General features: G+C 68.8%; 10 protein-coding genes. 7 read left to right on the top strand and 3 right to left on the bottom strand.

What is annotated here, in order from left to right:
- Window positions 1–43: 43 nt before the first annotated feature.
- Window positions 44–1,111, top strand: a complete 1,068-nt coding sequence (gene queG, locus VV867_RS00050; protein ID WP_328565316.1) for a tRNA epoxyqueuosine(34) reductase QueG — start codon at window positions 44–46, stop codon at window positions 1,109–1,111.
- 277 nt (window positions 1,112–1,388) lie between these two features.
- On the opposite strand, the gene orn is transcribed toward queG, so the two are convergent.
- Window positions 1,389–1,931, bottom strand: a complete 543-nt coding sequence (orn, locus tag VV867_RS00045) for an oligoribonuclease (RefSeq protein ID WP_275628424.1) — start codon at window positions 1,929–1,931, stop codon at window positions 1,389–1,391.
- An 89-nt stretch (window positions 1,932–2,020) separates the two neighbouring features.
- On the opposite strand from orn, the gene rsgA reads away from it, so the two are divergent.
- Complete coding sequence (gene rsgA / locus VV867_RS00040; protein WP_109933824.1) at window positions 2,021–3,052, top strand: small ribosomal subunit biogenesis GTPase RsgA; 1,032 nt, start codon at window positions 2,021–2,023, stop codon at window positions 3,050–3,052.
- 46 nt (window positions 3,053–3,098) lie between these two features.
- Here the strand turns inward: rsgA and motB are convergent, their stop codons facing one another.
- Complete coding sequence (motB, locus tag VV867_RS00035; RefSeq protein WP_275628423.1) at window positions 3,099–4,145, bottom strand: flagellar motor protein MotB; 1,047 nt, start codon at window positions 4,143–4,145, stop codon at window positions 3,099–3,101.
- Between the two features lie 3 nt (window positions 4,146–4,148).
- Entirely contained in the window at window positions 4,149–5,000 is an 852-nt protein-coding gene (gene motA / locus VV867_RS00030) for a flagellar motor stator protein MotA (protein WP_043268576.1), read from the bottom strand.
- Between the two features lie 122 nt (window positions 5,001–5,122).
- On the opposite strand from motA, the gene VV867_RS00025 reads away from it, so the two are divergent.
- The 5 genes from VV867_RS00025 (at window position 5,123) to VV867_RS00005 (ending at window position 12,600) form a co-directional block, all read left to right on the top strand.
- The gene (locus VV867_RS00025) at window positions 5,123–6,655 is read left to right on the top strand and encodes an HDOD domain-containing protein (RefSeq protein WP_328565315.1); all 1,533 of its coding nucleotides are present in this window, start codon (window positions 5,123–5,125) and stop codon (window positions 6,653–6,655) included.
- Window positions 6,656–6,783: 128 nt separating this feature from the next.
- Complete coding sequence (rhdA, locus tag VV867_RS00020; RefSeq protein ID WP_328565314.1) at window positions 6,784–7,599, top strand: thiosulfate sulfurtransferase; 816 nt, start codon at window positions 6,784–6,786, stop codon at window positions 7,597–7,599.
- A gap of 3 nt (window positions 7,600–7,602) precedes the next feature.
- A complete protein-coding gene (asd, locus tag VV867_RS00015) occupies window positions 7,603–8,472 on the top strand; it encodes an archaetidylserine decarboxylase (RefSeq protein WP_109933828.1) in 870 nt (289 codons plus the stop codon).
- 184 nt (window positions 8,473–8,656) lie between these two features.
- Complete coding sequence (locus tag VV867_RS00010) at window positions 8,657–10,465, top strand: molecular chaperone (protein ID WP_328565313.1); 1,809 nt, start codon at window positions 8,657–8,659, stop codon at window positions 10,463–10,465.
- A gap of 62 nt (window positions 10,466–10,527) precedes the next feature.
- On the top strand, window positions 10,528–12,600 hold the full coding sequence (locus tag VV867_RS00005; RefSeq protein WP_275628421.1) for an EAL domain-containing response regulator: 2,073 nt from the start codon (window positions 10,528–10,530) through the stop codon (window positions 12,598–12,600).
- Window positions 12,601–12,918: the final 318 nt, after the last annotated feature.

Here is a 12,918-nt window from a genome sequence, read left to right as displayed (position 1 = left end):
TGGCAGAATTATACCTACCCCGGTCCCGCTTTCCCGCCCTCCCATGCACGATTCCACTTCCGACTACAGCACCATCGCCGAGCGCATCAAGGCCTGGGGCCGCGAACTGGGCTTCCAGCAGGTGGGCATCGGCGGGCTGGACCTGGAAAGCCACGGCGAGCACCTGCAACGCTGGCTGGCCGCCGGCTACCAGGGCGAGATGGACTACATGGGCGCCCACGGCAGCAAGCGCTGGCGCCCGGACGAGCTGGTGCCCGGCACCCTGCGGGTGGTCTCGCTGCGCATGGACTACCTGCCCGGCGACACGCGCATGGCGCAGCGCCTGGCCGAGCCGGAAAAGGCCTACGTGTCGCGCTACGCCCTGGGCCGCGACTACCACAAGCTGGTGCGCAAGCGCCTGCAGCAGCTGGCCGAGCGCATCCAGGCGGAAGTCGGGCCGTTCGGCTACCGCGCCTTCGTCGACAGCGCGCCGGTGCTGGAAAAGGCCATCGGCGAACAGGCCGGGCTCGGCTGGATCGGCAAGAACACCCTGCTGCTCAACCGCAAGGCCGGCAGCTACTTCTTCCTCGGCGAGCTGTTCACCGACCTGCCGCTGCCCCTGGACGAGCCCCACGGCAGCGAGCACTGCGGGCGCTGCAGCGCCTGCCTGGACATCTGTCCGACCAACGCCTTCGTCGGCCCCTACGTGCTGGACGCACGGCGCTGCATCTCCTACCTGACCATCGAGCTGAAGGGCCCGATCCCCGAGGAACTGCGCGCGCCCATGGGCAACCGGGTGTTCGGCTGCGACGACTGCCAGATCGTCTGCCCCTGGAACCGCTTCGCCCGGCCCAGCGAACAGGGCGACTTCCAGCCGCGTCATGGGCTGGACAATGCAGAGTTGGCAGAGCTGTTCCTGTGGAGCGAGGAGGGATTCCTCAGCCGCACCGAAGGCTCACCGCTACGCCGCGCCGGCTATGAGCGCTGGCTGCGCAACCTGGCGGTGGGATTGGGTAATGCGCCGTCGAGTATTCCGGTGATAGAGGCGCTGAAGGCGAGGCGGGAGTTTCCGTCGGAGTTGGTGCGCGAGCATGTGGAATGGGCGCTGCGGCGGCATGGGGTGGGGCGGTAGGGGCTCTGCCGGTTGGGTTCGGAGCTCGCCCTGAAGAGCGCCCTCTCCCTAACCCTCTCCCTGAAGGGAGAGGGGACCGTTCGGAGTATTCGGATGCTCCTGAGTCAGCCGGTAACAACGGAGGCAGCCGGCGAGCGCCATACTCTCCGTCGGCACGGACAAGCTCCCTCTCCCTTCAGGGAGAGGACTGGGGAGAGGGAGCGGAGCCAAGCCGAAATACCTAAGCCGCCTGGAAACCCCGTTCGCGAGCAAGCTCGCTCCTACGAAAAGCGAGGGTTCAGACCTTGATGAAGGTCTCGCGGTAATAGCGCAGCTCGGCGATGGACTCACGGATATCGTCCAGCGCCAGATGGGTATTGCCCTTCTTGAAGCCGTCGCGCACCTGCGGGGCCCAGCGGGCGGCCAGTTCCTTGAGGGTGGAGACGTCGAGGTTGCGGTAGTGGAAGTAGGCTTCCAGCTTCGGCATGTGCCTATAGAGGAAGCGGCGGTCCTGGCAGATGCTGTTGCCGCAGATCGGCGAGGCGCGCTTGGGCACCCACTTCTCCAGGAAGGCCAGGGTCATGGCCTCGGCCTGGGCGGCGTCGATGGTGCTTTCGCGCACGCGCTGGGTCAGGCCGGACTGGCCGTGCTGGCGGGTGTTCCACTCGTCCATGCCGGCGAGGGCCTCCTCGCTCTGGTGCACGGCGATCACCGGACCTTCGGCAAGAATGTTCAGCTCGCTGTCGGTGACGATGGTGGCCATTTCGATGATCAGGTCCCGGTCCGGGTCCAGGCCGGTCATCTCCAGGTCGATCCAGATCAGGTTCTGTGGGTTCTGCATGCTGCGCTCCTCGGCTCAAGCCCCCTAGTTTAGCGGGAAGCGCGCCGGGGCATGCTAAACTCGCCGGCGATTTTTCACTCGGGTTGCCTATGGCCAAGCGTCATCTCACCCGCCGGCAGAGCTGGCGCATCGAAAAGATCCAGGAAGAGCGCGCCGCGCGCGCCGCCAAGCGTGAGTCACGCGCCCTGGAGGAGCTGGAGGGCGGCGACCTGGGGCCGGAGCAGAACGGCCTGGTGATCGCCCACTTCGGCGTCCAGGTGGAAGTCGAGGCGCTGGAAGGCGAGCACGCCGGTGAAGTGCTGCGCTGCCACCTGCGCGCCAACCTGCCGCCGCTGGTGACCGGCGACCGCGTGGTCTGGCGCCCGGGCAACCAGGGCATCGGCGTGATAGTCGCGCAGTTGCCGCGCACCTCCGAGCTGTGCCGCCCGGACATGCGCGGCCTGCTCAAGCCGGTGGCGGCCAACGTCGACCGCATCGTCATCGTCTTCGCCCCGCGGCCCGAGCCCCACGCCAACCTGATCGACCGCTACCTGATCGCCGCCGAGCACGCCGGTATCCAGCCGCTGCTGCTGCTGAACAAGGCCGACCTGATCGACGAGCAGAACGCCGAGCAGATCGATGCCCTGCTGGGCACCTACCGCGACCTGGGCTACCCGCTGCTGGAGGTCTCGGCCTTCAACGGCCTGGCCATGGACGCCCTGCGCGCGGCGCTGAACGACCACGTCAGCGTGTTCGTCGGCCAGTCCGGGGTGGGCAAGTCGTCGCTGGTCAACGCCCTGCTGCCGGGGGTGGACACCCGTGTCGGCGATCTTTCCGAGGTGACCGGCAAGGGCACCCACACCACCACCACGGCGCGGCTGTTCCACTTCCCCGCCGGCGGCGACCTGATCGACTCCCCCGGCATCCGCGAGTTCGGCCTGGGCCACGTCACCCGCGACGACGTCGAGGCCGGCTTCATCGAGTTCCGCGACCTGCTCGGGCATTGCCGCTTCCGCGACTGCAAGCACGACCGCGAACCGGGCTGCGCGCTGCTCCAGGCGCTGGAGGAAGGCCGCATCAGCCCGCAGCGCATGGCCAGTTATCGGCACATTCTCACCAGCCTGCCGGAAACGGATTACTGATCGACGCCCGCGCTCCGACAACCCTGCCGGAGCGCCAGGCCCCATCTCACTGCTTCTTCAGCTCGTCCAGCTTCAGCTTGCCGTCGTCGAACAGGTTGAGCTTCTCGCGCACCTGCCCGGCCGGCAGCGGCTGGGATGCAGGCGCCGGCGCGCTGCCCTGGGGTGCCGGTGCGGCGCCGGCAGGCGGCGTGGCCGGCTGGCTGGCCGCCGGTTCCTCGGCCGTGCCGTCCTGGCCTTCGATGGCGCGTTGCGCGCGCTTGGTCAGGACGATGATGTCGATGCGCCGGTTCACCGGGTTCAGCGGGTTCTTGCGGTCGAACAACTGCGACGAGGCGTAGCCCACCACCCGGGCGATCTGCCCTTCCGGGTAGCCGCCGGCCACCAGGGCGCGGCGCGCGGCGTTGGCGCGGTTGGCCGACAGCTCCCAGTTGCCGAACTCGTCGCCGGCGTAGGGTTTGGCGTCGGTGTGGCCGCTGATGCTGATCTTGTTCGGCACCTGCTTGATGGTCTCGGCCATGGCCAGCAGGATGTCCTCGAAGTACGGCTGCAGGCGCGCGCTGCCGAGGTCGAACATCGGCCGGTTCTCGGCGTCGACGATCTGGATGCGCAGGCCGTCGCGGGTGATCTCGAACAGGATCTGGTCCTTGAAGCGGCGCAGCGTGGGGTTCTCGTCGACCTTGTTCTGCAGCTCCTGGAGCAGCAGCTCGAGGCGCTCGTGCTCGATCTGCTCGGCCTGGCGCTCGGCCTCGGCGGGGTTGACCTCCTTCTCCGACTCCGGGCTGATGCGCGTCTCGTCCGCCTCCGGCTGTGCCTGGATCTGCGGGTTGAGGGTCTTGTCCGGGGCCGGCGTCGGGGTGCCGCCGAGGTCGATGACGTAGGGGCTGGCGCTCTCGGTGAAGCCGATGGGGTCCTGGAAGTAGCCGGAGATCGCCTTCTTCTGCTCCGGCGTGGCCGAGGACAGCAGCCACAGCACTAGGAAGAACGCCATCATCGCCGTGGCGAAGTCGGCGAAGGCGATCTTCCAGGAGCCGCCGTGGTGCCCGGCGGCGTAGCGCTTGACGCGCTTGACGATGATCGGCTGGTTGTTGTCCATCGCTTAGCGCCCGCGCACTGCCTGCTCAAGCTCGGAGAAGCTGGGGCGGTGCGCCGGCAGCAGCACCTTGCGGCCGAACTCCACCGCCAGCGACGGCGGCATGCCCGAGGCCGAGGCCACCAGGCAGGCCTTGATCGCCTCGTAGAGGTTCAGCTCTTCCTTGGCGTCGTGCTCCAGCGCGTTGGACAGCGGGCCGACGAAACCGTAGGCGGCGAGGATACCGAGGAAGGTACCGACCAGCGCGGCGGCCACGTGGTGGCCGATCTCCGCCTGGCTGCCCTGGCCGAGCAGGGCCATGGTGATCACGATGCCCAGCACCGCGGCGACGATACCGAAGCCGGGCAGCGCGTCGGCGACGCGGGTGACCGCGTGGGACGGATGCTCGAAGTCTTCCTTGAGGCTGCCCAGCTCCATGTCGAACAGGCCTTCCAGCTCGTGGGGGGCCATGTTGCCGGAGGACATGATGCGCAGGTAGTCGCAGATGTAGGCGGTCATGCGCTCGTCCTTCAGCACCGCCGGGTACTTGCTGAAGATCGGGCTGGAGGCGGGTTCCTCGAGGTCGGCCTCGATGGCCATCATGCCCTCGCGGCGGCTCTTGTTGAGGATCTCGTAGAGCATGCCCAGCACTTCCAGGTAGAAGACGTGGGTGAAGCGGTTGCTGAACATCTTCGGCGCCTTCTTCAGCACCGTCATGAAGGTGCTGCCGGGGTTCGCCTGGAGGAAGGCGCCCAGCGCGGCACCGCCGATGATCAGCACTTCGAAGGGCTGCACGATGGCCATGATCTTGCCGCCGGAGAGCAGGTAGCCGCCGAGGACGCTGCCCAGCAGGACAATGATGCCGATGATTTTTGCCATTGAAGAGTCGACTGGAACGGTGGACGGGACGGGGGCGCCAATATGCGCCGCCCTCTTGTTATCGGAGAAACCGCGCAAGACTATAGGCTGCAAATTGTAAAAACCAGTTCGGCGGCCCAAGCATGCCCATCCAGACACCCGACCCGCAGCGCCTCGCCTCCTGGCTCCAGTTGCTGGAGGAATTGCCGCTGCCGGTGCCCGCCGAACAGCACGAGCGCGTGCGCCGCGCCCTGGCGGACAACCGCCGGTCCCTGCGCGACATCGCCGACCTGCTGCAGGACTGCCCGACCCTGGCCCTGGCCATCCTGCGCGAGGCCAACCGCGCGCGCATGGCCCGGGACAACCCGGCGGAAAGCCTGGAGGTGGCCCTCAGCCGCCTCGGCCTGGTGCGCGCCACGGCCCTGCTGGAGAGCCTGCCCAGCGTGCCCGCCGCGCAGATGCCGCCGGCCCTGGGGCAGATGCTGCTGATCAGCCGCCACGCCATGCACCAGGCCAGCGGCCTGTTCGCCAGCCGCCTGGCGCGGCTGTGGCAGGAAATCCACTGGGGCAGCCTGCTGATCCTGGCGCCGGTCTGGGCGCTGGCCACGGCGCGCCCGGACCTGCTCGAACAATGGCAGCAGCAGGTGCTCGGCGAAGGCCGCGCCAGCGCCGAGGTGGAGCAGGAACTGCTGGGCATGCGCCTGCTGCCGCTGTGCGCGGCCCTGGCCGAGCGCTGGCGCCTGCCGGAATGGATCGGCCAGGGCCTGCACCTGCTCGGCGAGGACCATGAACTGCTGGTCCGCGCCCTGCACCTGGCCCACGCCGAAAGCGAACCGCTGGCCCAGCAGCAGCGCCTGGACGCCGACCCCGAGCTGGCGCGCTGGCTGACCCGCCCGGCCAACACCATCCTCCTGGCCAACAGCCTGGCGATGGCCGCGCACCAGTCCTGGGGCGGGCCGCACATGCTGCGCTGGCAGCGGCTCACCGCGCTCTACCTGCAGGAGCCGCTGGAGGCACTGCAGCAACAGGTCCACGCCCTGGCCGTGGAGAGCGCCCGGCGCGACGCCGACGCCCGCTACTGGCACCCGGCCCAGGCACTGCTCTGGCCGTGGGAAAGCCAGCGCTGGCAGCCGCGACACAACGCCGCGGCAGCGGATGCACCCGCCGCCGGCGACCCCGGGCAGTGGCGCCGGCTGTGCGCCGAACTGCTGCGCACGCCCAGCCCGTTCGGCAACCTGGTGCCCCTGCTGGAATGCGCGGCCGAAGCCCTGCACGCCTGCGGCCTGGACCGTGCCGTGCTGCTGCTCGCCGACCGCCAGCAGAACCTGCTGCAGGCCCGCCGCAGCTTCGGCCTGGCCCCGGCGGAGCAGAACCTGCAGCTGCCGGTGGCCGGCAGCCAATTGCTGCGCCGCCTGCTGGAACGCCCGGCGCGCCTGCACCTGACCCCGGCCAACATGGCCGAGTACTCCGCGCTGCTGCCCGGCCGCCTGAAGGCGGCGCTGCCCGGCGACCACCTGCTGCTGCGCTCCCTGGCCCGCGGCCAGCGCGTGGTGATGCTGGTGGTGGCCGACCGCCACGGCCAGCCCATCGGCAGCGTGCAGGGCCAGGCCTTCGACAAGACCTGCCAGTGCATCGAGCGCGCCCTGCAGCAATTCGGCGCGGCGCCGGCCCAGTGACACGCCCTGAAGCGATTGCCCGCCAGCGCCGCGCGCTTTTTCGTTAAACTGCTGGGTTTCGCGGGTAGCCCAGGGCGCCAGCTCACGCCATCCCGTCCCACGACACCCGCCTTCAGGGAGATGCCGACATGTCCGCCTTTTCCGACCTGCCCCTGGTGATAGAACCGGCCGAGCTGGCCGCCCGCCTCGACGCCCCCGAGCTGATCCTGGTCGACCTGACCAGCCCGGCGCGCTACGCCGAGGGCCACCTGCCCGGCGCCCGCTTCGTCGCCCCCGCGCGCACCCAGTGGGGCCAGCCGCCGGCGCCCGGCCTGCTGCCGGCCAAGGCCGACCTGGAAGCGCTGTTCGGCGAACTGGGGCACAACCCGGGCGCCGTGTACGTGGTGTACGACGACGAAGGCGGCGGCTGGGCCGGGCGCTTCATCTGGCTGCTGGACGTCATCGGCCACCCGCACTACCACTACCTGGACGGCGGCCTGCACGCCTGGCTGGCCGAAGGCCGCGAACTGAGCCGCGACGTCCCGGTGCCAGCCGGCGGCCCGCTGCCGCTGACGCTGCACGACGAACCCACCGCCACCCGCGAATACCTGCAGAGCCGCCTGGGCGCCGCCGACCTGGCCGTCTGGGATGCGCGCAACCCCAGCGAATACAGCGGCCAGAAGGTGCTGGCGGCCAAGGGCGGGCACGTCCCCGGCGCGGTCAACTTCGAGTGGACCGCCGGCATGGACGCGGCCCGCGCCCTGCGCATCCGCACCGACATGGCGCAGATCCTCCGCGACCTGGGCATCACCCCGGACAAGGAAGTGATCACCCACTGCCAGACCCATCACCGTTCCGGCTTCACCTACCTGGTGGCCAAGGCCCTCGGCTACCCGCGGGTCAAGGGCTACGCCGGCTCCTGGTCGGAATGGGGCAACCACCCCGACACCCCCGTAGAGGTTTAAGGAATGTCGTTCAAAGATCGTCTGTTCATCCTCGGCCAGTACCTGCTGCCGCACCATCTGCTGTCGCGCCTGGTCGGCTGCGCGGCCGAATGCCGCGCCGCCTGGTTCAAGAACCGCCTGATCGGCTGGTTCGCCCGCCGCTACCAGGTCGACATGCGCGAGGCGCTGGTGGAAGACCTGCAGGCCTACGAGCACTTCAACGCCTTCTTCACCCGCGCCCTCAAGGAGGGCGCGCGGCCGCTGGACGAGACGCCCGGCGGCGTGCTCTGCCCGGCCGACGGCGCCATCAGCCAGCTCGGCCCCATCGAGCACGGGCGCATCTTCCAGGCCAAGGGCCACAGCTTCAGCCTGAGCGAACTGCTGGGCGGCGACGCCGAGCGCGCCGCGCCCTTCATGGGCGGCAGCTTCGCCACCGTCTACCTCTCGCCGAAGGACTACCACCGCGTGCACATGCCGCTGGCCGGCACCCTGCGCGAGATGGTCTACGTGCCCGGCCGGCTGTTCTCGGTGAACCAGCTCACCGCCGAGCAGGTGCCGGAGCTGTTCGCCCGCAACGAGCGCGTGGTCTGCCTGTTCGATACCGAACGCGGCCCCATGGCCGTGGTGCTGGTGGGCGCGATGATCGTGGCCTCGGTGGAAACCGTGTGGGCCGGCCTGGTCACCCCGCCCAGGCGCGAGCTGAAGGCCTTCGCCTACGACGAAGCGGCCCGCCAGCCCATCCACTTGGAAAAAGGCGCGGAACTGGGGCGCTTCAAGCTGGGCTCCACCGCCATCGTGCTGTTCGGCCCCGAGCAGGTCGCCTGGGCCGAACAACTGGCCGCCGGCAGCCCGGTGCGCATGGGCCAGCTGCTGGGCAACGCCCGCCAGGCGTGAGCCGGCGCAAGCCGGGACCCCTGTAACCGGCCTGTTACCTGAAAGCCAACGGCAGGCCCGTCTCCCAACCAGGGAACGGGCTGCCTTCTCAGGTGGATACTGCTAGAGTTTGGAAAAAACCGGCGCCCAAGACCGGCACAACGGTCCAGCGAACGGCCCAGATCGTGGAGCACCTCATCCGACCATGGACAATACGAGTCCCCAGCAATTGCTGCGCGTCCCCACCCCGACGCAGGAAAGCCTGAGCTTCTGCAACGTCACTGCGCGCGATATCAAATACTGGCTGGACCACCTGCCCAAGGCCAACCTCGGCGAGACCGCACGCCAGCTGTACCAGGGCCTGATCGAGCTGAACCAGCTGAAACTCCCGGTGGAGGCCCGCCTGCAGCTGCTGGAGCTGTTCCGCCCGGAAGTCCAGTCGGTCTGCCACAACCTCGAACGCCACTTTCTCAACCAGTCCATCGTCCTCGACGAGCGCCCGCGCAAGGTCGCCAACCTCTGCCAGGCCCTGCAGAACCACCTGGCCGTGGGCTACAAGCTGGTGGTGGTGCGCGAGGCACCGCGCTTCACCCGCGAACGCGCACAGATCCTCACCCTCGCCCTGCAGCGGGCCATCCGCAGTCTCTGCGGCCCGCTGATCCGCGCCCAGCAGCTCTATTGCCCGGTGCCGGAAAGCCTGTGGCTGGAGCTGCACCAGCTCTACCAGCTGGCCCGCAGCAAGGGTGTGCAGGGCTTGGCGGTCCGCGACGACCTTGCCAAGCATGGCAACAGCCTGAACGTCGAACAGGCCTACCTGGTGGCCCTGCTGCTGGGCTGCGCCCGCTGCAACCAGATGCGCCAGGCCGGCATCGCCCAGGTGGCCGAGGCCCTGGAGGCCTGGGGCTCGCTGGTACGCCTGCAGGAGGCCGACCTGCCGTCCAGCCTGTTCGTGGTCGCCCCACAGGTGGACGGCCCACCGCGCTACCGTTCGCTGTACAAGGCCAGCGACCTGCACAACGGCCTGGGCATGGACCCGCAGCGCCTGGTGGCGGCGATCAAGGAATACCTGCAGGCCCCCGCCGAGCAACGCGACAAGCTGCCGCTCAAGGGCGGCGAGCGCATCAGCATCGACCTGCTGCAGCACCTGGCCAGCGCCTGGGGCGACATCGCCGAACGCAGCTTCCAGCGCACCTCCGGCCAGGGCCAGCTGACCCTGTGCATCGGCATGAGCGCACTGCACTACTACCTGTCCGGCCGACGCCCCTTCGCCGACCTGCTCAAGCTGCCAGAACCTGTGCAGGCGACCTTCCAGGCGGAAGTGAACGACGCCTGGGCCAATGCCTTCGACGCGCAGAAGGTCACCGACTGGCAACCGGGCATGCCGCTGGAGGAAATCGAATACCAGCCGCTGCGGTCGGCGGACCAGGGCTCGCCCGACGCCGCCGGGGCCGCTGCCAGCGACGAGTACCCGGTCTTCACCCTGTCCATCGTCAACCACAGCCCCGGCGGCTACTGCCTGACCTGGCCGAAGGAAATCCCCAGCCAGCTGCAGGCCGGCGAGCTGCTCGGCATCCAGGATGCCCCCGGGCACAGCTGGAGCGTCGCGGTGGTGCGCTGGATCCGCCAGGTCCGCGGCGGCGGCACGCAGATGGGCATCGAACTGATCGCCCCCATCGCCCAGCCCTGCGGCCTGCAACTGCTGCGCAAGTCGGAGCAGAGCAGCCACTACCTGCGCGCCCTGCTGCTGCCGGAAATCGCCGCCATCTCGCGGCCGGCGACACTGATCTCGCCACGCCTGCCCTTCCAGGAAGGCAGCCGCGTGCAGATCAACCTGCACGGCGAGGAACGCCGCGCTACCCTGACGCGCAAGCTCACCGCCACCGGCAGTTTCAGCCAGTTCGAATACAGTACCCAGGAGCGTCCGAAGGGCGCCGACGATAAGCCCGTCACAGGGACGAGCAGCCATACGGGGCATGGGGAGGAAGACTTTGACTCACTCTGGAAGTCGCTGTAGATTCGGCCGCACTCCATTCGTCGCCTCCTGGCTGCCATCCGGCGCGCTATAAGCAGCTCTTCATGGCCAATGAAAAGAAAACCGTCCGCCTGCTGATCCTGGAAGACTCGCAGAACGAGGCCGAGCGCCTGGTCAGCCTGTTCCGCAATGCCGGGCGCGCGACCCGCGTCCACCGCGTCACCTCCAGCGAAGACCTCGCCGAAGCCCTGCAACAGACCTGGGACCTGCTGATCGCCGCCCCGCACAGCGGCGCCCTGGCGCCGGACGAGGCCCTGGCCAGCCTGCGCCGCCAGGCCAAGGACATCCCCTTCATCCAGTTGGTCGAGGGCAACGACTCCGACAGCATCACCGAGGCCCTGGCCCTCGGCGCCCAGGACGCCCTGCCCCAGGGCGAGGACGAGCGCCTGGTGCTGGTGGCCAACCGCGAAATCGCCGCCCTGGAGGAACGCCGCGCCCGGCGCACCGCCGAAGTCGCCCTGCGCGAGGCGGAAAAGCGCTGCCAGCTGCTGCTGGACAGTTCGGTGGACGCCATCACCTACGTCCACGACGGCATGCACATCTACGCCAACCGCGCCTACGTCGCGCTGTTCGGCTACGAGGACGCGGAGGAGCTGGAAGGGCTGCCGATGATCGACCTGATCGCCCCGGCCGACCAGGCGACCTTCAAGGACTTCCTCAAGGGCTACCAGCACGGCGACGGCGACAACGAGCTGCTGTGCAGCGGCGTGCGCGTCGATGGCCAGGCGCTGCGAGCACGCATGGGCTTTTCCCCGGCCACCTATGACGGCGAACCCTGCATCCAGGTGGTGATCCGCGCCGAGCAGGACAACAGCGAACTGCAGGAGAAGCTGCGCGAGGTCAGCAGCCAGGACCTGGTCACCGGCCTGTTCAACCGTGCCCACTTCCTCGACCTGATGGATGCCGCCGTGGAGCGCGCCGTCACCGCCGGCCAGCCGGCCACCCTCGCCTACCTGCTGCTCGACCGTGCGCAGAACCTGCAGCTGAGCCTGGGCATCGCCAGCATCGACCTGCTGCTGGCCGACCTCGCCCACCTGCTGCGCGAGCATTTCCCCGAGAACGCGCAACTGGCCCGTTTCAGCGACGACGCCTTCAGCGTGCTGCTCGACGGCCAGACGCCGGAACAGAGCAAGGCGCTGTTCGCCAGCCTGCTGAAGCGCATCGAGGGCCACCTGTTCGACATCCACGGGCGCACCGCCCAGGTCACCCTGTCGATCGGCTGCGCCGGGCTCGACGAAAAGACCAGCCGCGCCCAGGACGTCATCGAGCGCGCCCACCGCTGCGCCGACGAAATCGCCCAGGCCGAGGGCAACGGCATCAAGCTCTACGACCCGGCCGACGAACTGGCCGCCGCCGCCAGCCGCGGCGACCTGCTGGCCATCGTCCAGCAGGCGCTGGAGAAGAACGCCTTCCGCCTGCTGTTCCAGCCGATCATCAGCCTGCGCGGCGACAGCCACGAGCTGTACGAAGTGCTGCTGCGCCTGCTCAACCCGCAGGGCGAGGAAGTGCCCGCCGCCGACTTCCTCGGCGCGGCCAGGGCCGGCGGCCTGGCCGAGCGCATCGACCGCTGGGTGCTGCTCAACTCCATCAAGCTGCTCGCCGAGCACCGCGCCAAGGGCCACGACACCAAGCTCTTCGTGCACCTGTCCGGCCCCAGCCTGCAGGATGCCGGGCTGCTGCCCTGGCTGGCGGTGGCCCTGAAGGCCGCGCGCCTGCCGGCCGACTCGCTGATCCTGCAGATCAGCGAAACCGACGCCGTGGCCCACCTCAAGCAGGCCAAGGCCCTGAGCCAGGGGCTCGCCGAGCTGCACTGCCAGGTCGCCCTCGGCCAGTTCGGCTGCGCCCTGAACCCGTTCAGCACGCTCAAGCACATGAACGTCGATTTCGTGAAGATCGACGGCTCCTACGTGCAGGACCTCAGCCGCCCGGAGAACCAGGAGAACCTGCGCACCCTGATGGCCAGCCTGCACGCCCAGGCCAAGCTGACCATAGTGCCGATGGTGGAGAGCGCCACCGCCCTGGCCACCCTCTGGCAGGCCGGCGCCAACTACATCCAGGGCCGCTACCTGCAGGGCCCGAGCCAGGCGATGGACTACGACTTCTCCTCGGAGGAGTGACGCCCGCCCACATCCCACACCTGCAGGAGCGGGCCCTGCCCGCGATTCGCGCGCAGGGCGCGCTCCTACATGGGAATCACACAGGTGGTGCGGTTCTTATCCGCCCTACCAACTATCACGAACGCGGGGAGCCAGGGTTCGCGAGCAAGAACTAGGCGTCCCCCCTCGATCCTACGAAAAGCAAAAGCGCTTTTGCTCTCGCATTTGCATTTGGGACTTCCAGAGAAACAACCGAGCGCACCGGAACGCCCCTTCAGAAGGCCGAGCGAAACCGGCGCTCAGGAGGTCATGCGACATGGATGTCGCGAGAGCCCCGAT

This window comes from Pseudomonas sp. JH-2 (assembly GCF_036231725.1).
Taxonomy (GTDB): Bacteria; Pseudomonadota; Gammaproteobacteria; order Pseudomonadales; family Pseudomonadaceae; genus Pseudomonas; species Pseudomonas delhiensis.
This window is presented reverse-complemented; position numbering and strand designations above follow the sequence as displayed.